At 73.5% G+C, this 23,959-nt stretch carries 19 protein-coding genes; 13 read left to right on the top strand and 6 right to left on the bottom strand.

Annotated features, from left to right (window positions below; genetic code table 11):
• Positions 1–44 precede the first annotated feature (44 nt).
• Positions 45–2,192, bottom strand: coding sequence for a prolyl oligopeptidase family serine peptidase (locus ACIBO1_RS11470; protein ID WP_396744271.1), 2,148 nt, complete (start codon positions 2,190–2,192; stop codon positions 45–47).
• An 86-nt stretch (positions 2,193–2,278) separates the two neighbouring features.
• On the opposite strand from ACIBO1_RS11470, the gene mshB reads away from it, so the two are divergent.
• From mshB to ACIBO1_RS11485, 3 genes are all read left to right on the top strand, one after another.
• Entirely contained in the window at positions 2,279–3,205 is a 927-nt protein-coding gene (gene mshB / locus ACIBO1_RS11475; protein ID WP_396744273.1) for an N-acetyl-1-D-myo-inositol-2-amino-2-deoxy-alpha-D-glucopyranoside deacetylase, read from the top strand.
• A 14-nt stretch (positions 3,206–3,219) separates the two neighbouring features.
• A complete protein-coding gene (locus ACIBO1_RS11480) occupies positions 3,220–3,657 on the top strand; it encodes a hypothetical protein (protein ID WP_396744778.1) in 438 nt (145 codons plus the stop codon).
• 78 nt (positions 3,658–3,735) lie between these two features.
• On the top strand, positions 3,736–4,200 hold the full coding sequence (locus ACIBO1_RS11485) for a hypothetical protein (RefSeq protein WP_396744276.1): 465 nt from the start codon (positions 3,736–3,738) through the stop codon (positions 4,198–4,200).
• A gap of 32 nt (positions 4,201–4,232) precedes the next feature.
• Here the strand turns inward: ACIBO1_RS11485 and ACIBO1_RS11490 are convergent, their stop codons facing one another.
• Positions 4,233–5,204: a GNAT family N-acetyltransferase gene (locus ACIBO1_RS11490; RefSeq protein ID WP_396744279.1), complete on the bottom strand. Its 972-nt coding sequence runs from the start codon at positions 5,202–5,204 to the stop codon at positions 4,233–4,235.
• A gap of 79 nt (positions 5,205–5,283) precedes the next feature.
• Between ACIBO1_RS11490 and fdxA the strand changes: the two genes are divergently transcribed.
• The 5 genes from fdxA (at position 5,284) to ACIBO1_RS11515 (ending at position 9,066) form a co-directional block, all read left to right on the top strand.
• The gene (gene fdxA, locus ACIBO1_RS11495; RefSeq protein ID WP_007464872.1) at positions 5,284–5,610 is read left to right on the top strand and encodes a ferredoxin; all 327 of its coding nucleotides are present in this window, start codon (positions 5,284–5,286) and stop codon (positions 5,608–5,610) included.
• On the top strand, positions 5,607–6,716 hold the full coding sequence (gene dapC / locus ACIBO1_RS11500) for a succinyldiaminopimelate transaminase (protein WP_396744781.1): 1,110 nt from the start codon (positions 5,607–5,609) through the stop codon (positions 6,714–6,716). Before fdxA ends, dapC begins: the two co-directional genes overlap by 4 nt.
• Positions 6,716–7,708, top strand: a complete 993-nt coding sequence (locus ACIBO1_RS11505) for a prephenate dehydrogenase (RefSeq protein ID WP_396744282.1) — start codon at positions 6,716–6,718, stop codon at positions 7,706–7,708. Before dapC ends, ACIBO1_RS11505 begins: the two co-directional genes overlap by 1 nt.
• Before the next feature lie 66 nt (positions 7,709–7,774).
• Complete coding sequence (locus ACIBO1_RS11510) at positions 7,775–8,419, top strand: SIMPL domain-containing protein (protein ID WP_396744285.1); 645 nt, start codon at positions 7,775–7,777, stop codon at positions 8,417–8,419.
• Entirely contained in the window at positions 8,419–9,066 is a 648-nt protein-coding gene (locus ACIBO1_RS11515; protein WP_396744288.1) for a nucleoside/nucleotide kinase family protein, read from the top strand. The genes ACIBO1_RS11510 and ACIBO1_RS11515 overlap by 1 nt, the downstream gene beginning before the upstream one ends.
• On the opposite strand, the gene ACIBO1_RS11520 is transcribed toward ACIBO1_RS11515, so the two are convergent.
• Entirely contained in the window at positions 9,043–11,670 is a 2,628-nt protein-coding gene (locus tag ACIBO1_RS11520; RefSeq protein WP_396744291.1) for a hypothetical protein, read from the bottom strand. The genes ACIBO1_RS11515 and ACIBO1_RS11520 overlap by 24 nt on opposite strands.
• A gap of 140 nt (positions 11,671–11,810) precedes the next feature.
• On the bottom strand, positions 11,811–12,371 hold the full coding sequence (locus ACIBO1_RS11525; RefSeq protein ID WP_396744294.1) for a sugar O-acetyltransferase: 561 nt from the start codon (positions 12,369–12,371) through the stop codon (positions 11,811–11,813).
• Between the two features lie 140 nt (positions 12,372–12,511).
• Here ACIBO1_RS11525 and ACIBO1_RS11530 point away from each other — a divergent pair, with 140 nt between their 5' ends.
• Positions 12,512–15,838: a S8 family serine peptidase gene (locus ACIBO1_RS11530; protein ID WP_396744297.1), complete on the top strand. Its 3,327-nt coding sequence runs from the start codon at positions 12,512–12,514 to the stop codon at positions 15,836–15,838.
• 128 nt (positions 15,839–15,966) lie between these two features.
• On the opposite strand, the gene dapD is transcribed toward ACIBO1_RS11530, so the two are convergent.
• Entirely contained in the window at positions 15,967–16,926 is a 960-nt protein-coding gene (gene dapD, locus ACIBO1_RS11535; protein WP_396744300.1) for a 2,3,4,5-tetrahydropyridine-2,6-dicarboxylate N-succinyltransferase, read from the bottom strand.
• A gap of 137 nt (positions 16,927–17,063) precedes the next feature.
• Between dapD and dapE the strand changes: the two genes are divergently transcribed.
• On the top strand, positions 17,064–18,137 hold the full coding sequence (gene dapE, locus ACIBO1_RS11540; protein WP_396744303.1) for a succinyl-diaminopimelate desuccinylase: 1,074 nt from the start codon (positions 17,064–17,066) through the stop codon (positions 18,135–18,137).
• A 107-nt stretch (positions 18,138–18,244) separates the two neighbouring features.
• Here the strand turns inward: dapE and ACIBO1_RS11545 are convergent, their stop codons facing one another.
• On the bottom strand, positions 18,245–18,397 hold the full coding sequence (locus ACIBO1_RS11545) for a hypothetical protein (protein ID WP_350692631.1): 153 nt from the start codon (positions 18,395–18,397) through the stop codon (positions 18,245–18,247).
• A gap of 138 nt (positions 18,398–18,535) precedes the next feature.
• Here ACIBO1_RS11545 and ACIBO1_RS11550 point away from each other — a divergent pair, with 138 nt between their 5' ends.
• From ACIBO1_RS11550 to ACIBO1_RS11560, 3 genes are all read left to right on the top strand, one after another.
• Positions 18,536–19,390: a TIGR00730 family Rossman fold protein gene (locus ACIBO1_RS11550; RefSeq protein WP_396744306.1), complete on the top strand. Its 855-nt coding sequence runs from the start codon at positions 18,536–18,538 to the stop codon at positions 19,388–19,390.
• Between the two features lies 1 nt (position 19,391).
• Positions 19,392–19,937, top strand: a complete 546-nt coding sequence (locus ACIBO1_RS11555; protein WP_396744309.1) for a TIGR00730 family Rossman fold protein — start codon at positions 19,392–19,394, stop codon at positions 19,935–19,937.
• Between the two features lie 443 nt (positions 19,938–20,380).
• Entirely contained in the window at positions 20,381–23,950 is a 3,570-nt protein-coding gene (locus ACIBO1_RS11560) for an ATP-dependent helicase (RefSeq protein ID WP_396744312.1), read from the top strand.
• Positions 23,951–23,959: the final 9 nt, after the last annotated feature.

The following is a 23,959-nucleotide window of genomic DNA, read 5'->3' on the forward strand; positions in this document are numbered from 1 at the left end:
AGGGGTCCCCTGCTATGCCCGAGGCGTTAGCAGGGGACCCCTCCTTACACCGACAGGTGCGTGCGGAGGAAGTCGAGTTCCAGGCGCAGGAGGCGTTCGGCGAGTCCACCGGCGGCCATGTGCGTCGCGCCGGTCAGCGGCAGCACCGAGTGCGGTCGGCCGGCGGCCAGCAGCGCGGCCGAGAACCGCAGCGTGTGCGCGGCCACCACGTTGTCGTCCACCATGCCGTGCACCAGCAGCAGCGGCCGGGCCTGCGCCGGGTCGGTGGGCGGCTCGGCGGCCGCCTCCACCAGCGAGTGGTGGGCGTACACGTCCGGGCCGTCGTCGGGCAGGCCGAGATAGCGCTCGGTGTACGCGGTGTCGTAGAGGGCCCAGTCGGTCACCGGCGCCCCGGCGATCCCGCACCGGAACAGCTCCGGGTGACGCAGCACCGCCAACCCGGCCAGCCAACCGCCGAACGACCAGCCGCGCACCCCGACCCGGGACAGGTCCAGGTCCGGGTGCTTGTCGGCGAGCGCGGTCAACGCCTCCACCTGGTCGAGCAGGATCACGTCGGCGACCCGCCGGTGGATGGCCTTCTCGAACGACGGCGCGATGCCGGGCGTACCTCGGTTGTCGACCACCACCACCGCGAAGCCGGCGTCGGCCCACCACTGCCGTTCCAGCCAGGCCGCGCGGGCGGCGACCACCTCCTGGTGCCCCGGCCCGCCGTACACGTCGAGCAGCACCGGCAGCCGTCGGCCGGTGACGTGGTTGTCCGGATAGAGCACGGCCGACGGCAGGTGCCGGTCGGTGACCCGTTCCAGCAGCGGCAGCGGGGAGTAGCGGGGGGTGGCCGCCAACGACCGGAGCACGGCCACCTCGCGGTCGCCCTGCCGGACCGTCCACCGCACGCCCGCGTGGTCGAGCGAGGCGACGCCGACGACCAGCACGTCCCCGCCGACCGCGCCGTGGTGCCAACCCGCGTCGCTGGTCAGTCGACGGGCGTCGACCCCGCCGCCGATGCTGGTGCGGACCCGGAACAGGTGCTGCTCGCTCGGCTCGCCGTCGCTCGCCTCGACCAGCAGGTCCGCCGGTCCGGTGCCGGTGGCCAGCCGGCCCACCACCCGCCGGACGTAGAGCGAGGGCGGGGTGAGCAGGGTGCCGTCGGCGAAGAGGCACCGCGCGTCGTACCCGTCGTGGGCGAGTTCGCCGCCGACCAGCACCCGCCCGTCCGGCAGGTGCGCGGGCGTACCGGCGATCGGCTCCACCCAGCGCGGGTCGGCCAGTTCGGCGTGCACCTGGGTCTCGCCGGTGCGCGGGTCGACGGCGAGCACCAGCCCGTGCTGCTGCGCGCGGCGCAGCACGGTGATCAGCGGAGCGCCCTCGGCCCAGTGCACCGCGGTCAGGTACGGGTAGGTCTCCCGGTCCCAGTGCACGTCCACCCAGCCGCCGTCCAGGTCGAGCAGGTGCAGACTGACCTCGGCGTTGGGTCCACCGGCCACCGGGTACGCGACGCTGACCGGCGGGCTCGCCGGCTGCGCCGGGTCGTGCAGGTGCCAGCGGGGCAGCCGGGACTCGTCGACCCGGGCGGCCAGCACCGAGCGGCCGTCCGGTGCCCACCAGTAGCCCCGGTGCCGGTCGAACTCCTCCGCCGCGATGTGCTCGGCCAGCCCCCACAGCACCCCGGAGTCCTCACCGGCCAGGATCGTGTCGGTGCCGTCGACGTCGACGATCCGCAGTTCGCCCCGGCGTACCCCCTCGGCGGCGTCGGTGACGTACGCGAGGCGTTGGCCGCTCGGGTCCGGCCGGGGGTCGAGGACCGGGCCGGCGGCCGGGACCTCGATCACGTCGCCGTGCACCAGGTCGGCCCGGAACAGGCGGCCGGCCAGCGCGAAGACCGCCACCCGGCCGGCGGCGTCCAGGGCGTACGCGCCGATGCCGGCGGCGGAGAGCCGCAGCCGTTCCCGTCGGGCCCGTTCGCCGGGGCTCAGCGCGGCCGGGTCGGCGTCCTCGCCGAGCAGCGTGGCCGGGTCGGCGACCAGCCGTTCCTCGCCGCTCGCCACGTCCAGTTGCCAGAGCGCGTCGGCCGGGTCCTCCGGTCCCGCGGAACGCAGGAAGACCACCCGGGCCCCGTCGTCGGCCACGGAGACGGCGCGTGGCGCCCCGTGGCTGAACCGGCGGGTGCGGGCGGCCAGCTCGGGAAAGTCCACAGGCCAGATCGTATGCGGCGGCCGAGCGTGATGTGCCGGACCCGAGCGGACGCGTCAGGACTGATCGGGGAGAACCGCCGGTTAGAGTGACCCTCGTGACGACGCTGCCCGACCGCCGCCTGTTGCTGGTCCACGCGCACCCCGACGACGAGTCCATCGGCACCGGTTCGACCATGGCGCACTACGCCGCCACCGGCGCCCACGTCACCCTGGTCACCTGCACACTCGGCGAGGAGGGTGAGATCCACGTGCCGGAGCTGTCCGGCCTCGCCGCCGCCGAGGCCGACCAGCTCGGCGGGTACCGGATCGCCGAGCTGGCCACCGCCTGTGCCGAGCTCGGCGTGGCCGACCACCGTTTCCTCGGTGGCGCCGGACGCTACCGCGACTCGGGCATGATGGGCCTTTCCACCAACGACCACCCGCGCGCCTTCTGGCAGGCCGACCTGGACGAGGCCGCCGGCCACCTGCTGGAGGTGGTCCGGGAGGTACGCCCCCAGGTGGTGATCACCTACGACGAGAACGGCTTCTACGGTCACCCCGACCACATCCAGGCGCACCGGGTGGCGATGCGCGCCGTCGAGCTGGCCGCCGCCGAGGGAATCGCCCCGGCGAAGGTCTACTGGACGGCGATGCCGCAGAGCGTCCTGGAGGCCGGGATGACGCACTTCGAGGAGTCGTCGGACAACCCGTTCGCCGGCATCGAAAACGCCACCGACCTGCCCTTCTGCACGCCGGACAAGGACATCGCGGCGCGGATCGACGCGACCGAGCAGCACGCCGCGAAGGAGGCGGCGATGCGGGCGCACGCCACCCAGATCCCGGCCACCTCCTGGCTCTACTCGATCGCCGGCAACTTCGGTGCCGAGTTCATGGGCGTGGAGTACTTCACGCTCGCGGTGGGGGCCAAGGGGGCGGGCAGCGGCCCGTACGGCTGGGAGTCGGACCTGTTCGCCGGGCTGGAGACCGCCGACGACCCGGATCGCACACCGGTCGGTACGGCCGGTCTCCGGTGACCGTACCCGCCGCGATGTCGGTCGCCCCGCCCGAACAGCAGTCGCCACCGCCCGCACGGGCCTGGCGGCGGCCGGTCGACATCGGCCTGCGGGCGCTCGGCGGGCTGGTCGCCCTGGCCGCCGGCGCGGTGACGGCGGTGCTGGAGCTGCTGCTCGCCCCGCTGCGGGTCGGCGGGCACCTGGTCGGGGCGGCGGTGCTGGTGGCCGTGCTCGCGAACATCGCGCTGAGCTGGTTCGCGATGGAGACGGTGGGGTCCCGGTGGGCGGTGCTGCTGCCGGCGCTGCCGTGGGTCGTGATCATGGTGGCCGCCGCCGACCGGACCACCGAGGGCGACGTGCTGCTGGTCGGCAACTGGGTGGGGCTCATCCTGGTGGTGGCCGGGTCGATGACCTTCGCGGTGATGGCGTTCCGGTCCATCCTCGCGCCGAACCCGCCGTCCAGGCGGTACTGACGCCACCCCGCCCCGGGTGATAGACATTCCTGCCAGGAGGCCCGCCACCGGGGCGGGCGGTACGGCGGGAGGCGTGCGATGGGGCAGCGGTGGCGCGCGATCGGAGTGCTCGCGATCGCGTTGTTCGCGGTCAACGTGGTCGCCCGACTGGTGATCCGGTTCGGCTTCGACGGCGACGAGGCCGCCGCCGACCGGGTGACCCTCGGGATGTTCGCGGTGATCGGGTTGATCCTGGCCGGGGTCGCCTACTCCTGGGGCCGGTCGCGTCCGGTGGCCCAGTGGGGCGCCGAGGTGGCCGGTGCGATCGGCATCGCGCTCGCGCTGACCATGTTCGTCGGACCGCTGCTGGTCGGCCGCAGCCCGTTCGCCGACGGCAGCGCCACCTTCTTCTGGCAGGTCGTGCTCTACCTCGTCGCGACCACCGTCGGCACGATCCTGGGCTACCTGCTGCTCACCACGTTGGGCCGCGACCACCGGTCGCAGAGCCTCCAGGAGCACGCCGAGAGCGGCGCCGGCAAGCCGCGCCGCACCGTTCGTCGCTGACCGGTACGTCCGGCCCGGGTCGCGCCGTCAGCTCAGGGCGCGATCCGGCTCCGGTAGGTGTGGTGCGTGGTGAAGCCCAGCGTGCGATAGAGCGTCACGGCAGCCGCGTTGTGCTGCTCGACCTGGAGGAACACGTCGGTGGCGCCGGCCGTGCCGGCCCACTCGGCGAGCGCGCCGATCACGGCGACGGCCACCCCTCGGCGGCGGGCCTCGGGCAGCACCTCGATCAGGGACAGTCCGAGCCAGCGGCCCGCGCCGGTGACCGTGCCCCGGCCGACCCCGACCAGCGTGTCCCCGTCGTACGCGTGCGCGAAGCGGACCTGTCCCACGGCGGTGAGCACGTGCCGGGCGGCGTCGGGCAGCCCGCCCTTGCGGCCGGCGGCCACCGTGAGCCAGTCGTCCGACGGCGCGGCGGTCAGCTCGACGGCGGGCGCGGTGGCCGTGGCGGCGCGGGCCACCCGGCCGCCGGGTGCGGTGAGGTCGGCCAGCGGCACGGTCTGCACCAGCACCAGCGGGCGACTCTCCCAGCCGCGCAGGTCGAGTTCCGCGCCGACCGGCGCGGCCAGCGGCAGCGGCGTGTTGACGATCGCCGGTCGGCCCCGTTCGGCGTACCAGCGTTCGACCGCGTCCAGCGCGGCCGGCAGCGGCCGGTCCGGGTCGCCGACCGGCAGCGCGGAGTTGGCCCGGCCGGTCCAGCCGTCGGCGGAGCGCAGCAGCCAGTCGCCGAGCCGGCCGCGCACGGGCGCCGGCCACGCCTCGTCGGCCGCGAGTTCCAGCTCGACCACGGCGTCGGCGGTGGGTCGGCGGGTCGGCGGCACCCGCTTGGCGCGGTGCACCTCGGCGATCGGCACGCGCAGCCGCCCCTGCCGGGTGGTCATCTCCAGGTGGGTCTCGGTCAGCTCGACCAGCTCGCCGAGGGCGTCGGAGAACACCGGCCGACCGGCGCGTGAGCCCACGATTCGCCGGACCACGATCCGGTGTCCCACATCCTGCTCTCGGAGCACGATCGACCTCCTCCCCGGCGAGATACTAGGCTCTTACCGTCGCGGGTGATCGCGACGAGTCTTGCGGAGGAGAAGACCGGTGACCTACATCATCGCCGAGCCGTGCGTGGATGTGCTCGACAAGGCATGCATCGAGGAATGCCCGGTCGACTGCATTTACGAGGGCAACCGGATGCTCTACATCCACCCCGACGAGTGCGTCGACTGTGGTGCCTGTGAGCCGGTGTGCCCGGTCGAGGCGATCTTCTACGAGGACGACGTCCCCGAGCAGTGGAAGGACTACACCGGCGCCAACTACGAGTTCTTCGAGGACCTGGGCTCGCCCGGGGGTGCCTCCAAGATCGGCAAGGTGGAGAAGGACGCGACCTTCGTCGCCGCGCAGCCGCCGCGCGGCGAGGGGCACTGAACGCCCCCGCGCCGGTCTCGTCGCGGCTGCCCGAGTTCACCTGGGACACGCTGGACGCCGCGGCGACCCTTGCTGCGGCGCATCCGGACGGCCTGATCAACCTCTCCATGGGTACGCCGGTCGATCCGGTGCCCGAGGTGATCCGGCGTGCCCTGGCCGACGCGTCGGACGCACCGGGGTACCCGCTCACCGCCGGTACCCCGGACCTGCGTGCGGCGATCACGGCCTGGGTGGCCCGGTCCTGCGGGGCCGGCGTCGACGGGCTCGGGGTGCTGCCGACGATCGGGTCGAAGGAGCTGGTCGCCTGGTTGCCGACCCTGCTGGGGGTCGGGCCGGGTGACGTCGTGGTGGTGCCGTCGGTGGCCTATCCCACCTACGAGGACGGGGCCCGCCTGGCCGGAGCCACCACGGTCCGCGCCGACTCGCTGACCGCGGTCGGTCCGACCTCCCGGGTACGCCTGGTCTGGGTCAACTCGCCGGGCAACCCGACCGGCCGGGTGCTGCCCGCCGCCCACCTGCGCAAGGTGGTGGACTGGGCGCGGGAACGTGGCGCGGTGGTCGCCAGTGACGAGTGCTACCTGCCGCTGGGGTGGGAGGCCGAGCCGGTCTCGGTGCTCTCGCCGGAGGTCTGCGGCGGCTCGTACGACTCGGTGCTGGCCGTGCACTCGCTCTCCAAGCGGTCCAACCTCGCCGGATACCGGGCGGGGTTCGTGGCCGGTGACCCCGCCCTGGTGGCCGAGCTGCTCAAGATCCGTAAGCACGCGGGGATGATCGTGCCCAAACCGGTGCAGGCGGCGATGGTGGCCGCGCTGCACGACGAGGAGCACGCCATCGCGCAGCGGGAGCGGTACCGGGCACGCCGCGAGGCCCTGCGGGCCGCGTTCACCGGGGCCGGGTTCACCATCACGCACTCCGAGGCGGGGCTCTATCTCTGGCTGACCCGGGGCGAGGACTGCTGGGACACGGTCGACTGGTTGGCCCGGCGCGGCATCCTGGTCGCCGCCGGTGTCTTCTACGGGCCCACCGCCGGGCAGTACGTCCGGGTGGCGCTGACCGAGTCCGACGAGCGGGTCGCCGCCGTCGCCGCCCGCCTCGCCGGACCCTGATGCGCGCGGCGGTGGTCGGCACCGGCCTGATCGGCGGTTCGGTGCTGCTCCGGCTGCACGCCGCCGGGGTAGACGTGACGGGCTGGGACCCGGACGACGCGACCCGCCGCCAGGCCCGGCTGGCCGGCGTACCCACCGCCGACCGGCTGGCCGACGCGGTGGCCGACCGGGACGTGGTGTTCCTCGGTGGGCCGCTGCCGACCCTGCCGGCGACCCTGGTCGAGGTGGCCGCGGCGACCGAGCCGGGCTGCGTGCTCACCGACGTGGGCAGCACCAAGGCCGAGCTGGCCGCATTCGCCGCGACCCGGGGCCTGACCCACCGCTTCGTGCCCGGTCATCCGATGGCCGGCACCGACCGGGCCGGTCTCGGTGCGGCCCGGCCCGAGCTGTTCGCGGGCGCTGCCTGGGTGCTCTGTCCCGCGCCGGACGGGCTGGGCGCGTTCCGCCGGCTGGCCGCCCTGGTCACCGAGGTGATCGGGGCCCGGGTGGTGCCGATGGCGGCGGACCGGCACGACGCCGTGGTCGCGCTCTCCTCGCACGTGCCGCACCTGCTCGCCGGTGCACTGGCCGGAGCCGCCCAGCGCTCGCCGCTGCGCGACGCCGTGCTCACCCTGGCCGCCGGCAGCTTCCGGGACGGCACCCGGGTCGCCGGCACCCCGGCCCCGCGCACCGCGAACATGCTGCGCGGCAACCGCGACCAGGTGCTGGCCGCCCTGACCGAGGTGACCGCATACCTCGACGAGTTGACCGAGGCGCTGCGGGCCGGTGACGGCGACACGCTCACCGCCCGCTATGCCGAGGCGGGCGCCGCCCGGGTGGCGCTCGGCGGTCGGCCTTACCAGCCGACGGTCCGTCCGTTCCCGGTCGACGGTGCGGCGGCCGACGAGGTCTCCTGGCTGACCGGGCTGGGTGCGGCGGGCGGTCATCTCAGCGGGTGCCGGGTCGTCGACGAGGTGGTCTCGTACACTGCCCAGCTCCCGCAGGCGGGCTGAGGCGTCGATTCGTCGACCGGTACGCATCGGTGGGCGCGGTACCGGAGCCGCCGCTAGGGTGAGGGCATGGTGGACGGACCGGTGGTGACCGTACGCGGTGAGGCGTACCGGGAAGTCGCTCCGGAGGAGGCCCGGTTCACGGTGACCGCGCTCGCGCGCGACCGGGAGCGCGAGCCCACGCTGACCCGGCTGGCCGAGCGGGCCGCCGCGATCCGGGTGCTGCTCGACTCGTACGGTCCGACTGTCGATCGCCGGGAGACCGGCGACCTGCGGGTGCGGCCCGAGACGCGGCGCTCCGGCGAGCGGGTGGTGGCCTGGCACGGCTCGGTGGTGACCACGGTGACGGTCAGCGACTTCACCGCGCTCGGCGAACTGATGCTGCGCCTGGCCGACCAGGACCAGGTGGCGGTCGCCGGGCCCTGGTGGTCGCTGCGCCCGGACAGCCCGGCCTTCCGGGAGGCGCGGCATGCCGCGATCGCGGATGCCCTGCTGCGGGCCCGCGAGTACGCCGAGGCGCTCCAGGCCCAGGTCACCGATCTGATCGAGCTCGCCGACGAGGGCGGTGGACAGCCGATGATGGCCCGGATGGCGTTCGACGCCGGTGGGGTCGAGTCGACCACCCCGCCGGAGCTGGAGCTGGACCCGCAACCACAGTCGGTGCACGCGGCGGTGCGGGCCCGGTTCGCGATCAGCCGACCGGTCCTGTCCTGATGACCGAGGCCCGGGTGCTGCCCGTCGACGAGCTGCTGCGGCGGGCCCGCGCCCTGGCCGACGCGGGCCCCCGGCAACTGCTCGGCATCACCGGCGCACCCGGTGCGGGCAAGTCCACGCTCGCCGCCGAGGTGGTCGCGGCGGTCGGCCCGACCGCGCGGCTGGTGCCGATGGACGGGTTCCATCTGGCCCAGGCCGAGCTGCACCGGCTGGGCCGCGCCGCCCGCAAGGGGTCGATCGACACGTTCGACGCCAACGGGTACGTCTCGCTGATGCGCCGCCTGCGGCGCAAGGAGCCGACGTCGGTCTGGGTGCCGGAGTTCCGCCGGGAACTGGAGGAACCGATCGCGGGTGCGATCGAGGTGCCGCCGGAGGTCCGGCTGGTGGTGACCGAGGGCAACTACCTGCTCGTGCCGGACTGGCCCTGGGACGAGATGCGGGCGTTGCTGCACGAGGCGTGGTTCCTGGATCTCGACGGCGACCTGCGACGGCGTCGGCTCGTCGCGCGGCACGTCGCGTACGGCCGGTCGGCGGAGGAGGCGCGCGCGTGGGCGCTGGGCAGTGACGAGGTCAACGCGGCGCTGGTGGCCGAGACCGCTTCCCGGGCCGACCTGGTGGTCCGGCTAGCCGACCCCCCGCCGGGGTGACGGCACGGAGCGACGCAGCATCCACGCCACCCGGGACCGTTCCCGCTGGAACTCGGCCGCCTCCGGGTAGCCGCTGTGGCTGCGGATCGGCGGGTCGGCGACTTCGCCGTCGCTCGGGTGCAGGGCCTCCGGGTCGGTGACCGCGATGTCGCGTTCCCCGGCGGTGACCGGCCAGCCGAGCGGGTCGGTGTCCCGCCAGAAGTTCGTCCACCGGGTCCCGGCCGAGGAGCGGGTCAGTGCCCGGGTCAGCACCGGCAGCCGGTCCGGCCCGAAGTACGCCGGGAAGATCCGGCCGTAGAGCCGGGTGAGCTGGCACCCGTAGGAGAAGAACCAGATCCGTTGCCGCCAGCGCTGCGGTAGCTGGAGGATGACGGCGGTGCAGATGACGGTGCCCTGGCTGTGTCCGGAGAGGATGATGCCGTCCACTCGGCGGGTGTCGTGTTCGGTCAGGGCGAGTAGCCCGGCGGTGCGGGTGAGCAGTTCCGGCACGGCCCGTTCGGCGTAGCTCGGTGGGGCGAGCGGGTGCGCGGCGCGCGGCCAGAACGTGCCGACGTCCCAGACCACGCCGACCGACCGCCGGACCGTGTCGTTGCGGTAGACCAGCAGACCGATCGCGGCGATCGCCAGTGGCAGCCAGCCGAGCAGCCGGTCACCGACGTCGGCGACGACCGCGATGACGGTGCCGGTGGTGCCCGAGGTGAGGTCGTGCGGGCGGGCGGGGGAGAGGACGATCATGCACCCGAGCGCGGCCAGTGTCCCGGCGGTGCCCGCGTACCAGCCGACCAGGCGCAGCGCGTGCTCGCCGACCAGGCGGTGCAGGGCCTGGTGGGTGCTCACGTCCCGGGCGCGGCGCAGGTCGTGCGCGGAGAGGCCGCCGCGTGCCCGCAGTTCGGCGTACTCCTGTCGGCGCAGTCGGCGGAACAGCACGGCGGCCCGGATCGCGACCAGGGCGAGCAGCAGCAGGGCCATGCCGAAGACCAGACCGGACCAGGTCACCGGGGTGGGCGGCACCACCGGCGGACGCCCGCTGACGGTGGCGTCGCGGTTCAGTAGGTCGCTGACCCAGTAGAGCAGGCCGGTGCTGTACGCGAGGCAGAGCAGCCACCCGAATCCGGCGATCACGGCCGGACCCCGCCCACGCCAGGCCAGGTCGGTGTAGGGCCCGAGGGGCTGTGTCACGTCGCTGGGGCGGGTACGCGGTAGCAGCAGGCCGCCTGCGGCGAGGAGCAGCAGTACCGGGACGACCTGCCACACCGCGAGGGGTGCCGGCGGCAGGAACGGCAGCCAGCCGTGGCACCAGGCGGCGCCCACGGCGATCAGCACCGTGGCGGCGGCCGGTGCGGCGCCACCGCGCCGGCCGGAGCGGGCGGTCCCGCCGATGGCGATGAGCAGCAGCAGTTGGCCGGTGCCGAGCCAGGCGAGGACCCGGTCGAAGCCGGGAAGGGAGCGGTCCTCCAGGCAGCCCGGAAGTGACGACACGTCGCCGCAGCCGGCAGGTGGGCGGAGGGTGGCCAACTGCGCCGCGCCGCCCGCGCTGTCCGGCAGCATCAACACCAGGACGGTGCCGACCAGCCCGAGGCCGGTGAGGACGATGACGGTGACGCTCCACGGGCCGAGTGGGCTCGCCCCGTCGCGTCGGGTGAGGAACGGCCGGCCGATGGCCACCACCGTGATCACGAGGACCGCGACGATCAGCGCCACGGTGGGCCAGGCGATGGCCGCCCGGGCTCCGTGCGGTGGGTGGAGCGCGAGGGTGGTGCCGAGCGGTACGGCGGCGGCGGCCACCGTGCCGGTGCACAGGTGCAGGACCGCGGCGCGGCGGAGCTGTCCCTCGCCCCACCAGAAGGTCGGATCTTCGAGTGGGTTGGCGAGCGGGCCCCGGGGTGGCTCGGGTGGCGACGGCGGCTCCTGTTCCGGCTGGCCCTCGGGCAGGTCGGCGTCGGCCTCGCCGGGTGCCTGGCGGACCGGCGGGTCGGTCGGGTCGGCGGGCATCACCGCCTCGTACTGGTAGGTCCGCCAGGCGACCAGGCCGAGCACCACGATCAGGGCGAGCGGCACGAGCAGTCCGACCGCGAGCGCCCGGCTGCCCCGCTGCCACCAGGGGTCGGCGAGGAACTGCCAGGGCCCCGGGATCCGGTTCAGGCAGCTCTCGTCGACGCACTGCCAGCCGATCAGGTCGACGCCGACGCCGGTCAGCGCCAACACGGGCGTGGCGGTCAGCGTCAGGCAGAACAGCCGGATCAGCCAGGCGGTGATCCCGGACCGGCTGGCGAATCGTTCGCTGGTCGGGTCGGCGGGAATGCCGGGCCGGGCGTGCAGCGCCACGTTGGCCAGGGTGAAGGGCAGCAGCAGCGTCCACAGCGCCCGTTCCACGTCGCGGGCGGTCCGTGCGCCCGAGGTCAACTGCCCCCAGCTGTACGCCTCGACCACGATCGGGTCGCCCGTCGAGGTGCCGGGGGAGCGGTAGAAGCCGGTGACCGGACCACCGGCGACCAGTCGCGGCGGAACGGGTTCGGTGCCCGGCTCGGTCGGCACGCCCAGGGTCTCGGCCGGCGGCGTGTTCGACACGCCGTGTACGCGCAGTTCGAGGATCCGACCGCTCATGGCACGCCTCCCGGTGACGACTCTGTAACCCAGAGTGCCTGAACCGTGGAGAGAGTGCCATCCACCGCGAGGATGTTTCCGCAGGTAGAAACGTTTTCGCGGAGGTTGGTCCGGTCTGGATGGTGACCGAGTGTGTGCGGCTATTGGTCCAGTTGGCGTACCGGGCGGGCCGGGTTGCCGACGGCGACGACGTTGGCCGGCAGGTCCTTGGTCACCACGGCGCCGGCGCCGACCACCGTGTTCTCCCCGACGGTGACGCCGGCCAGGACGATCGCCCCGCCGCCCAGCCAGACGTTGTCGCCGATGGTGATCGGCTTGGCCGCCTCCCACTTCGCCCGGCGCTGCTCCGGGTCCACCGGATGCGTCGGGGTGAGTAGTTGCACGTTCGGGCCCACCTGCACGTCCGCGCCGATCGTGATCGGCGCGACGTCGAGGAAGACCGCGTTGAAGTTCACGAAGCTGCGTGGCCCGATCCGGATGTGGTAGCCGTAGTCGCAGTAGAACGGTGGACGGATCCAGGTGTCGTCACCGAGTTCGCCGAGCAGTTCCCGCAGGGCGGCGTGGCGGGCGTCGGTGTCGTCGGCGGGGCTGGTGTTGACGCGTTCCATCAGTCGGGCGGCGCGCTGGAGGTCGGCGAGGATCTCCGGCCCCTCGGCGAGATACGGCTCCCCGGCCAACATGCGTTCCTTCATGGATCTCACCTGTCCGATCATGCCGTCATCCCCGATCCGGCGGTATCGACTTCGTCGAATTCTTGACTCCTTTGTGCATACTCGGTATGCAATCCTGACAGGTGTCGATGTGAACCACATCGATAAGACAACCCAGGAGGAGGGTTCGGTTGCCTCGCAGAAGCAAACTGACCGCCATCGGGCTGGTGCTGGGCCTCGTGCTCGGCGTACCGGGCACGGCCACCGCCGGTCCGTCCCCAGCCGCCGCGCCGGGGTCCACCCCGTCGTCCGACGCCCGTCCGGCGTCGGCCGGACACACCACCGTCACCCTGATCACGGGTGACCGCGTCACGGTGAGCCCCTCCGGCGGGGCGAGCGTCCGCCCGGCCGAGGGCCGCACCGGGATCCGCTTCCTCACCCAACGACAGCAGGACCACCTCTGGGTCGTGCCGCAGGACGCCCTGTCGCTGATCCAGTCGGGCCGGGTCGACCGGCGTCTCTTCGACGTGACCGGGCTGATCGCCGCCGGCTACGACGACCGTCACCGCGCCGACCTGCCGCTGCTGATGACCTACCCGGAGGGCACGGCGCGGCGTACCGGTGCGCCCGACGGGGTGACCGTCACCCGCGACCTGGCCGCCATCGGCGGCGTCGCGGCCACCCTGGACAAGCAGGAGTCGGGCCGACTCTGGGCCACCCTGGCCGGTGGCAGTGCGCGGATCGACGCGGCGGGGGGTGTCGAGCGGCTCTGGCTCGACGGCAGGCGGCAGCTGACCCTGGAGCACAGCGTGCCGCAGATCGGTGCGCCCGCCGCCCATCAGGCCGGCTACACCGGTCGGGGCGTACGGGTGGCGGTGCTGGACACCGGTGTCGACGCCGCGCATCCCGACCTGGTCGGGCGGGTCGGCGCGGCGGTGAACTTCACCGAGGAGGAGAACCCCGGCGACATCGTCGGGCACGGGACCCACGTCGCCTCGATCATCGCCGGCAGCGGCGCCGCGTCCGGGGGCCGTAACCGAGGGGTCGCCCCGGAGGCGACGCTGCTCGACGGCAAGGTCTGCGAGGAGTACGGCTGCCCCGACTCCGCCATCCTGGCCGGGATGCAGTGGGCCGCCGTCGACCAGCAGGCCGACGTGATCAACCTGAGCCTGGGCGGGACGGACAGCCCGCAGGTCGACCCGCTGGAACTGGCGGTCGACACGCTGACCGCGCAGACCGGTGCACTCTTCGTGATCTCGGCCGGCAACAGCGGCCGGGCCGGTTCGGTCGGCTCACCGGCCAGCGCGGACGCGGCCCTCGCGGTCGGCGCCGTCGACCGGGACGACGAACTCGCCTTCTTCTCCAGCCAGGGTCCGCGGGTCGGCGACGACGCGCTCAAGCCGGACATCACCGCGCCGGGGGTGGACATCGTCGCCGCCCGGGGCGAGGGCACGCTGCTCGGCGATCCGGTCGGCGAGCAGTACGTCTCGCTCTCCGGCACCTCGATGTCCGCGCCGCACGTCGCCGGTGCGGCGGCGCTGCTCGCCCAGCAGCGCGGTGACGCCACGGCAGCCCAGCTCAAGGCCACCCTGATGTCCTCCGCCGCGCCGCATCCGGAGCTGACCGCCTACCAGCAGGGCGCCGGTCGGGTCGACGTGGCGAGGGCGATCACCCAGCAGGTGACCAGCGAGCCGGCGAGCGTGTCGTTCGGTCGGACGTTCTGGCCGCACGACGACGACGATCCCATCACCCGCGAGGTGAGCTGGCACAACACCGGCAGCACCGCGCTCACCCTGGATCTCGCCCTCGACATCACCGGCCCGGGCGGGACGTCGGCCCCGGCCGGCATGTTCGCGCTGAGCACGAGCAGCGTCGTGGTGCCCGCAGGGGGCACCGCGTCGGCCACCGTCACGACCGACACCAGCGTCGACGGCCCGGACGGTCACTACACCGGCCGGATCGTGGCCCGTGCCGGCGACACCGTGGCCCTCACCCCGCTGGCAGTCCACAAGGAGGTGGAGAGCTACACCGTAGCGTTGCGGCACCTCGGTTCCGACGGTACGGCGGCGGAGGACTACAGCACCTCACTGCTCAACCTGGACGACTTCGCCGACTACTTCGCGTACGACCCGTCCGGCACCGCCGAGATCCGGGTGCCCAAGGGCCGGTACGGATTGAACAGCTACCTGTTCGACATGGAGACCGAGGAGTCCGCGTTCCTCGTCCAGCCGGAGCTGACCGTCACGAAGGACACCACGATCACCGTCGACGCCCGCCGGGCCAAGCCGGTCCGGATGACCGTGCCGCAACGATCGGCGACGCCGGCCCTGGTGGACATCGGCGCGAACTTCATCCTGGAGGACGGCGGCGCTGGCTACGGTCTGCTCTCCTTCGACTTCACCGGCATCAGCATCGGACAGCTCGGCCGACCCGTCTCGCCGAAGAGGTTCCTCGGCACGGTCAGCAGCCAGTGGGCGGACCTGGAGGCGGAGAACAGCCCCTACCTCTACGCCCTGTCGGAGAGCAGCCCCGGCCGGATGCCGACCGGGTTGATCCGGCACTACCGCAGCGGTGACCTGGCCACCGTCACGCAGAAGTTCCGCAGCGGGTACCCGGACACCGTCGCCGAACGGGCCGTCTATCCGGTCCACGAGGTGAACGTCGGCGGCTGGGCGATCGTTCTGCCCACCGAGGCCCCCGGCAGCCGGGTCGAGTACTACAGCACCGAGGGCATCCGCTGGAACGGTGACCTGACCTTCGGCGTACCGTCCGACGACGGGTGGCCGGTCGGGGTGGCCTTCCTCTTCTCGGACCCGACGGCCTACCGTCCGGGGAAGAAGTACCAGGACACCTGGAACAGCGCTCCCTACGGGCCGTCGTTCGCGGTGCCGCAGTGGCCGGGGGAGGGGCTCACCCGGCAGGGTGACGTGATCAGCCTGGCAGTGCCGCTGCACGGGGACGCCGCGGGGCACCACGGGGCTTCGGTGGCGGACACCTCGCGTACCGCGCTCTACCGCAACGGCAAGCTGGTCGGCGAGAGCCCGGACAACGGCTGGGGCGACTTCGAGGTGCCGGCCGGGACGGCGACGTACCGGATGGAGACCTCGGTGAAGCGCAGCTTCACGGATCTGAGCACGGAGGTCGCCGCCACCTGGACCTTCCGGTCCCGGCACGTCCGGGGCGACGATCCGGTGGCGTTGCCCGCCGCGGCGATCAGGTTCACGCCTCGGCTCGACGGGGCGCACACGGCCCCGGCCGGTCGGTCCTTCGTGATCCCGGTCCAGGTGCAGCGGCAGCCCGGTGCGCCGTCGGCGCGGACCACCTCGGTGGCCGTCGAGGTCTCCTACGACGGTGGCCGGACCTGGCAGCGGGCCCGGGTGACGAAGACCGGTAGCGGGTGGCAGGCCACCGTGAAGCACCCGAAGGGCACCGGCCACGTGTCCCTGCGGGGCACCGCCCGGGACAGCGACGGCAGCACGGTGACCCAGCGGATCATCCAGGCCTACCGCCTGAAGTGATCCACCCGGTGGGGCCGACGCCGACGCCCGGCCCCACCCGCTCCGCACAGATGTAAGGAAGGGTCCCTTGCTATGCACCAGGCGTTAGTAGGGGACCCTTCCTTACACACAGACCGCTACGCAGAACCTCAGTCGTTCGCGTGCAGGGCGGCGTTCAGGGTGATGCCCTGACCGGTACGCGGCCGGGCCTCCAGCCCACCGGTGATCGAGTTGCGCCAGAACAGCAGCCCGTCGACCCCGGACAGCTCGCGGGCCTTGACCACCCGGCCGTCCGGCAGAGCGAGCTTCGAGGCGGCGGTGATGTAGCACCCCGCCTCGACCACGCAGTCGTCGCCCAGCGAGATGCCGACACCCGCGTTCGCCCCGATCAGGCTGCGCTCGCCGATGCGTACCTTGTCGGTGCCGCCGCCGGACAGCGTGCCCATGATGGAGGCGCCGCCGCCGATGTCGGAGCCGTCGCCGACGACCACGCCCTGCACGATCCGGCCCTCGACCATGGAGGTGCCGAGCGTGCCGGCGTTGAAGTTGACGAAGCCCTCGTGCATCACGGTGGTGCCGGAGGCGAGGTGGGCGCCGAGGCGTACCCGGTCGGCGTCGGCGATCCGGACGCCCGAGGGCACCACGTAGTCGGTCATCCGGGGGAACTTGTCCACCCCGTACACGGCCAGGTGCCGGCCGGCGGCCCGCTCGATGACGCGCAGCTCGTCGACCCGCTCCGGCGGGCACGGCCCGGCGGAGGTCCAGGCCACGTTGGCCAGCTTGCCGAAGACGCCGTCGAGGTTGAGCTCGTTGGGCCGCACCAGGCGGTGGGAGAGCAGATGCAGTCGCAGGTACGCGTCACTGGCGTCCTTGATCGGGTCGTCCAGCGAGCCGATCACGGTGATCACCTGGACGGTACGCAGACCCGGCAGGGCCCGGTCGCCGATCGCGCCCGGCGGAAGGTCCAGCACGTCGGCCTGGTCCTCGCCGGGGACCAGCGGCAGCTCGCCGAGGCCCAGCTTGCCGGTCGGATACCAGGTGTCGAGCACCTGGTCGTCGGCGGTCACGGTGGCCAGGCCGATGCCCCACGCGGATTCTGTGGACGTCACTTACTCACCTCTCGCTCGCATGCTGCGCTGGCTGCTGCTCGCGACTGCGGGGTGGGCGAGCTCACTCCTCGCGCTTCGGCGAAGGGCTCGCGGGCTCGCGTCTCGCGGTCGCCGGTTGTGACGGTACCGTGCGGACCATGGAGAACCCGCTTACCCCCGAGGTCCTCGCCGATCCGGTGGCGTTGACCCGCGCTCTGGTCGACATCGAGTCGGTCTCGCTCAACGAGAAGGCCATCGCCGACTGCGTCGAAGAGGTGCTGCGGAAGCTGCCCCACCTGGCCACCTACCGGCACGGCAACACGGTGATGGCGCGTACCGACCTGGGGCGGGCGTCCCGGGTGGTGTTGGCCGGTCACCTGGACACCGTGCCGTTGAACAACAACTTCCCGTCCACGCTGCGCGGCGACCTGATGTACGGCTGCGGCACCTCGGACATGAAGTCCGGGGTCGCCTACGCGCTGCACCTCGCGGCCACCCTGCCCGAGCCGCGTTACGACGTGACGTACTTCTTCTACGAGGCCGAGGAGATCGAGTCCCAGTACAACGGCCTGCGGCTGGTGGCCGAGGCGTACCCGGAGTGGTTGACGGCCGACTTCGCCCTGCTGCTCGAACCGACGTACGGGATCGTCGAGGCGGGCTGCCAGGGCACCATGCGGGCGAGGGTGGTCACCACCGGCGTACGGGCTCACTCCGCGCGCGCCTGGCACGGCGTCAACGCGATCCACGGTGCCGGTGAGGTGCTGCGGCGGCTGGCGGAGTACCAGGCGCGACGGGTGACCATCGACGGGTGCGACTACCGCGAGGGCATGAACGCGGTGCGGATCAACGGCGGGGTGGCCGGCAACGTGGTGCCGGACCGGTGCGAGATCGAGGTCAACTACCGGTTCGCGCCGGACCGTACGCCGGCCGAGGCGGAGGCGCACCTGCGCGAGGTGCTCGCCGGGTACGAGGTGACGGTGACCGACTGCGCGGCCGGCGCGCTGCCCGGTCTGGAGGCCCCGCCCGCCCAGGAGTTCCTGGCGGCGGTGGGTGCCGCGCCGATCGGCAAGCTGGGGTGGACCGACGTGGCCCGCTTCGCGGCGATGGGGATCCCGGCGCTCAACTTCGGTCCGGGCGATCCCAACCTCGCTCACCACCCGGACGAGCACGTCGAGATCGGCAAGATCCGTGACGGTGCCGCCACCCTGCACCGCTGGCTCGCCTCCGCCTGATCCGGCGGGCTCCCACGTCCGGTCGTGCGGGCGGCGGTGCGGCGACGCCCGCCCGACCGCGTGACCGGACGCGGGGGACAGGGCTCGGGGTGTGGCGGCGACGTGCTCTAGACGCGGGTGAGCGCCGCGTCGGGCGCGGACTCCGCAGGAGGCTCGGGTGGGTCTTCGAGCAGGCGGGTGCGGCGACGCTCGGCCACCACGTCGCGGATGCGCCGCTGCATCTGACGCCTCATCCGGATCCGTTCGTTGCTACTGATCACGCTGTCTCCTCCCCCGAAGCCTGCGCGCCGGGCATACCCGGTATGTGAATAGTAAGACGTACGGGAAAGCGAATTGGTTGCACAAGATCACGAAGTGTTTGCCGGGCACCCCGGCCGAACTCCACTACGGTTGCTCCCATGACTCAGAGCAACCGCCGCGAACCAGGACGGGAGCGGCACCGCGGCGCCGTCACACTGCGCCGCCAGGCGATCACCACCAGCACAGCGGACCAGGGACTGCTGGACTCCCGGACCCGCGCGGACTGGAAGACCAAGGACGCTTGGCGGGCGCTACGGATACTCTCCGAATTCGTCGAAGGCTTCGACACCCTCGCCGACCTGCCGCCCGCGGTCAGCGTCTTCGGTAGCGCCCGGAGCAAGCCGGACAGCCCGGAGTGCCAGCTCGCCGAGGCGCTCGGCGCGGCCCTGGCCCGCGCCGGCTACGCGGTGATCACCGGGGGTGGGCCCGGTGTGATGGAGGCGGCCAACCGGGGCGCGAGCGAGGCCGGTGGGCACTCCGTCGGCCTCGGCATCGAACTCCCCTTCGAGCAGGGCATCAACGAGTGGGTCGACCTGGCCATCGACTTCCGCTACTTCTTCGCCCGCAAGACCATGTTCGTCAAGTACGCCCAGGCGTTCGTCGTGCTGCCCGGCGGCTTCGGCACCATGGACGAGCTGTTCGAGGCGCTCACCCTGGTGCAGACCGGCAAGGTGACCCGATTCCCGGTGGTGCTGATGGGCACCGAGTACTGGCAGGGGCTGCTCGACTGGCTGCGCGACACGATGGCCGCCGAGGGCAAGATCGGCCCGGTCGACCTGGAGCTGATCTGCGTCACCGACGACGTCGCCGCGGCGGTCCGGCACATCGTGGAGGCCGAGGCCGCGCTCAACACCGAGCAGGAGGCGGTACGCGCGGACGCGGTTGCCCGTACCGCGGCGGACCAGCAGGCGGCGGCCGAACTGGCGGAGCAGGCCGAGCAGGCGGAGCGCTGAGGTGGCCGCGATCTGCGTGTTCTGCGCCTCGTCCCGCACCCTCGACCAACGGTGGCTCGACCTGGCCGAGGCCACCGGCGCGGAACTCGCCCGACGAGGGCACACGCTGGTCAGCGGCGGTGGTTGCGTCGGCATGATGGGCGCCCTGGTCGAGGGGGCTCGTGCGGCCGGCGGCCGGACCGTCGGGATCATCCCGCAGGTGCTGGTCGACCTGGAGGTGGCCGACGTCGCCTCCGACGAACTGGTGATCACCGACTCGATGGCCAGCCGCAAGGTCCTCATGGTCGAGAAGTCGGACGCGTTCCTCACCCTGCCCGGCGGGTTGGGCACCCTCGACGAACTCTTCGAGGTCTGGACCACCGCCACCCTGGCCCTGCACCGCAAGCCGACGGTGGTGGTGGACACCGACGGCTTCTACACCCCGTTGCTGGACTGGTTGCGCGCGGTCACCGACCAGAACTTCCTCAAGCCCGCCGGCTTCGACCTCGTGCAGGTCGCCGACACCGTTCCCACCGCCCTCGACGTCATCGAGGCAGCCCTCACCTGATCGCGCTGCCGCGTTCACCAGGTCACGGCGTCTCGGGCTGAGCCGGCCGGTCTGGGATCCGTCTGCTCGCCGCCTTTGCTCTGCTTTACCGCACGCAGCAGAAGTTCGTCCGAACCATTGCGTCGGGTGAAGCAGAGCAAAGGGCACTCAGGGGGTGTCGGTCGGGGGCAGTAGGCGACCAGGGGAGGTGCCGGTTGCGGCGGTGGCACCCGAACGTCGCACTCCACTGCCCGGGGCGGGCGGTTCACGGGCGGGCGGGGAAGGGACGCCACTCGAACGGCCGGCGCGATCACCATCGGGTGGCTCAGGGCGGGCGGGGACGGGCGGCCGGGAGCGGCGGGTGGCACGACGAGGACGGTGTGCGTGGGGACGCCGGTGTGCGCCGGTCCGCTGGTGGGTGTGGCGCGTCGGGGAGTGTCGCAGGGCCGTGATGGGATGGCGGGATGCAGGCGTACCGGTTGGTGCGTCGGCCCACCGGGCCGACCCAGGGCACAGCTCCGCCTGCGGGGCCGACCCAGGGCACAGCTCCGCCCGCCGGGCCGCCTGAGAACACGGTTCGGCACGCCGGCCTGCCTGAGGACACGAATCAGGCCGAGGTCGTGGCGCACACCGACGGGCCGATGCTCGTCCTCGGTGGACCGGGCACCGGGAAGACCCGCACCCTCGTCGAGGCGGTGGCCGCCCGGGTCGAGGAGGGGGTGGATCCGGAGCGGATCCTGGTGCTCACCTTCAGTCGCCGGGGCGCCGTCGACCTGCGGCACCGGATCGAGGCGCGGATCGCCGCGAACGGCCGGCGGGTGGTGCGTGAGCCGCTGGTGCGGACGTTCCCGGCGTACGCGTTCGGGTTGCTGCGGCGGGCCGCCGCCGAGCGGGGCGAGCCGTCGCCTCGGCTGCTCACCGGGCCGGAACAGGATCTGATCATCCGCGAGTTGTTGGACGTGGTCGGTGAGGAGCCCGGCGACGAACCGGTCGGCTGGCCGGAGGAGTTGCGCCCGGCACTGCGTACCCGGGCGTTCGCCGCCCAGCTCCGTGACCTGCTGATGCGGGCGGCGGAGCGGGGCGTCGGCCCGGTCGAGCTGGCCCGGCTCGGCGAGCGGCTGGGCCGCGCGGACTGGCCGGCCGCCGCCCGCTTCCTACGCGAGTACGTGGCGGTGCTGGCGCTGCGGGACGTCGCCAACCGGGGCTCGGTCGCGTACGACCCGGCGGAGCTGGTCCGGGCGGCCACCGGTCTGCTGCGCGACGACGCCGAGGTGCTGGCGTCCGAGCGACGTCGCCTGGCGTACGTCTACGTCGACGAGTTGGCCGACACCGATCCCGCCCAGCTCGACCTGTTGGACACGGTCGCCGGGGGTGGCACGCCGCTGGTCGCCTTCGCCGATCCCGACTCCTCCACGTACGCCTTCCGGGGCACCGATCCGGCCGGTGTGACGACGTTCCCGCACCGCTTCCGCACCGCCTCCGGCGCGCCGGCCGCACAGGTGCTGCTCAGCACCAGCTACCGCGCGGGGGAGCGGCTGTTGGCCGCCGCGTCCCGGCTCGGCCGGCGGTTGCGTGGTCCGGCGGCGCACCGCCGGCTGCATCCGTTGCCCGACGCGCCACCGGGCAGCGTCGAGGTACGCACCTTCCGGTCGGCCACCAGCGAGGCGGCCTGGCTGGCACATGCGCTGCGGGAGGCACACCTGCTCGGCGGCGTCCCGTGGGCCCGGATGGCGGTGCTGGTCCGCTCCACCGGTCGGCAACTGCCCGGGCTGCGTCGGGCGTTGCACGCGGCCGGCGTACCGACCGTGGTGCACGGTGAGGACCTGCCGTTGCACCTGCAACCGGCGGTGGCGCCGCTGCTGCTGCTGTTGCGCTGCGCGTTGGAGCCGGAGCGGCTGGACGAGGAGGCGGCTGTCGCGCTGCTGCACTCGCCGCTCGGCGGTGCCGACCCGCTGGCGGAGCGTCGGCTGCGGCAGGGCCTCCGGGCGCTCGCCCTGGCCGGCGGTGACCGGCGGCCCTCCGGTGAGCTGATCGTCGAGGCGCTGCGCGACCCGGCCGAGCTGGCCGGGGTGGAGCGGCGCTGGGCCGAGCCGGCGCAGACGGTGGCCGGGCTGCTGGCGGTGGCCCGCGGGACGGCCGGTCGGCCGGGCGCCGGCGTCGAGGACGTGCTCTGGGCGGTTTGGCAGGCCAGCGGGCTGGCCGAGCTGTGGTCCGCCGCGCTGGCCCGGGGCCCGGCCGTGGCCGGCGAGGGGGACCTGGCCCGGCGGCGCCGGGCCGAGGCGGCCGACCGGGACCTGGACGCGGTGCTGGTGCTCTTCGACGCCGCCGCCCGGTTCACCGACCGGCTGCCGGGCGCGCGTACCGAGGTCTTCCTCGACCACGTGCTCGGCCAAGAGCTGCCCGCCGACACGCTCGCCTCCTCCGCCGACCGGGGCGACGCGGTACGGCTGCTCACCGCGCACGCCGCCAAGGGCCTGGAATGGGATCTGGTCGCCGTCGTCGGGGTGCAGGAGGGCGTCTGGCCGGACCTGCGGCTGCGCGGCAGTCTGCTCGGCTCGGAACGCCTGGTCGACGTGATGACCGGTCGGGCGGACGGTGCCGGTGAGGTCGCCACCCTGGTCGGACAGACCTCCGCGCTGCTCGACGAGGAACGCCGGCTGTTCCACGTCGCGGTGACCCGGGCCCGACGGCGACTGCTGGTCAGCGCGGTGGCCTCGGCGGCCGTCGGCGGCGACGACCACGAGGAGCAGCCCAGCCGATTCCTCTACGAACTCGGGCCGATCGACCCGTCCGGGGACGGGCCCGCCCCGACCCCGGAGGGGCCACCGCCGCCCGCTCCGCCGCAACCCTCGGTTCCCGGCTCGCCGCGCGGAGCGACGCAGATCGACGACCAGGACGAACCGCAGGGCCGGGACGAAGCGCAGGGCCAGGATGAAGCGCAGGGCCAGGATGAAGCGCAGGGCCGGGACGGGGACGATGCCCAGGAGCGGGGCGACCGGGCCGGGTCGCGGGCGCTGCCGTTGAGCCGTCCGCCCCGGGCGTTGACCCTGCCCGCGCTGGTGGCGGAGCTGCGTACCGCGGTGGCCGATCCGGCGGCGTCGACCGCCCGGCGGCGGGCGGCGGCGGCCGAACTGGCCCGACTGGCCGCCGCCGGGGTCGCGGGCGCGCACCCGGACGACTGGTGGGGGTTGCGACCGCTCTCCGACGACCGGCCCCTGGTGGACGAGGGGGATCCGGTCCGGGTGACCCCGTCGGCGATGGAGAGCGCGCTGCGGTGCAGCCTGCGCTGGCTGCTGGAACGGCACGGCGGGAGCCCACCGGCCAGCGCCGCGCAGGGCGTCGGCAACCTGGTGCACGCGGCGGCGATGCTCGCCGAGGACGCCAGCGCGGACCGGGGTGCGCTGCTGGACTACGTGGCCGCCCGGTTCGACGCGATCGAGCTGGCCGCGCGGTGGATGGTCGGGCCGGAGCGGACCCGTGCCGAGGCGATGGTGGACAAGCTGCTGCGCTGGCTGGCCGTCAATCCGCGCCGGTTGCTCGCGATCGAGCACGAGTTCGCGGTACGCCTGGACGACCCGCACCGGCCGATCGAGCTGGTCGGGCGGGTGGACCGGCTGGAGGTCGACGCGGACGGCCGGCTGGTGGTGGTGGACCTCAAGACCGGCAAGTCCACCGCCGTGACCGAGCGGGACCTGGCCGAGCATCCGCAGCTCGGCGCGTACCAGGCGGCGGTGGAGGCGGGGGCGTTCGCCGAGTACGGCGACGAGCCCGGCGGTGCGGCGCTGGTGCAGCTCGGCACCGGCGCGCGGGACGCCCGGGAACAGGCCCAGGCCGCCTCGACCGACGGACCCGAGGCCGGCTGGGCGACCGCGCTGGTCCGGCGGACCGCCGATACGATGGCCGCCGCCACCTTCGCCGCGGTCGCCAACTCGAAGTGCCGGGTCTGCCCGGTACGGACCAGCTGCCCGGTCTCCGGGCAGGGACGGCAGGTGGTCGAGCCACCGACGGTCCGGCGACCGGAACACCAGGAGTGAGCGTGCCAG

It is taken from the genome of Micromonospora sp. NPDC049903 (assembly GCF_044460945.1).
GTDB lineage: Bacteria > Actinomycetota > Actinomycetes > Mycobacteriales > Micromonosporaceae > Micromonospora.

Bases quoted from the DNA above. Each gene is read 5' to 3' on its own strand.
- ACIBO1_RS11480 (WP_396744778.1), top strand. From the start codon at position 3,220: ATGTCGGTCGCCCCGCCCGAACAGCAGTCGCCACCGCCCGCACGGGCC.
- ACIBO1_RS11485 (WP_396744276.1), top strand. From the start codon at position 3,736: ATGGGGCAGCGGTGGCGCGCGATCGGAGTGCTCGCGATCGCGTTGTTC.
- ACIBO1_RS11505 (WP_396744282.1), top strand. From the start codon at position 6,716: ATGCGCGCGGCGGTGGTCGGCACCGGCCTGATCGGCGGTTCGGTGCTG.
- ACIBO1_RS11510 (WP_396744285.1), top strand. From the start codon at position 7,775: ATGGTGGACGGACCGGTGGTGACCGTACGCGGTGAGGCGTACCGGGAA.
- ACIBO1_RS11515 (WP_396744288.1), top strand. From the start codon at position 8,419: ATGACCGAGGCCCGGGTGCTGCCCGTCGACGAGCTGCTGCGGCGGGCC.
- ACIBO1_RS11520 (WP_396744291.1), bottom strand. From the start codon at position 11,670: ATGAGCGGTCGGATCCTCGAACTGCGCGTACACGGCGTGTCGAACACG.
- dapE (WP_396744303.1), top strand. From the start codon at position 17,064: ATGGAGAACCCGCTTACCCCCGAGGTCCTCGCCGATCCGGTGGCGTTG.
- ACIBO1_RS11550 (WP_396744306.1), top strand. From the start codon at position 18,536: ATGACTCAGAGCAACCGCCGCGAACCAGGACGGGAGCGGCACCGCGGC.
- ACIBO1_RS11560 (WP_396744312.1), top strand. From the start codon at position 20,381: ATGCAGGCGTACCGGTTGGTGCGTCGGCCCACCGGGCCGACCCAGGGC.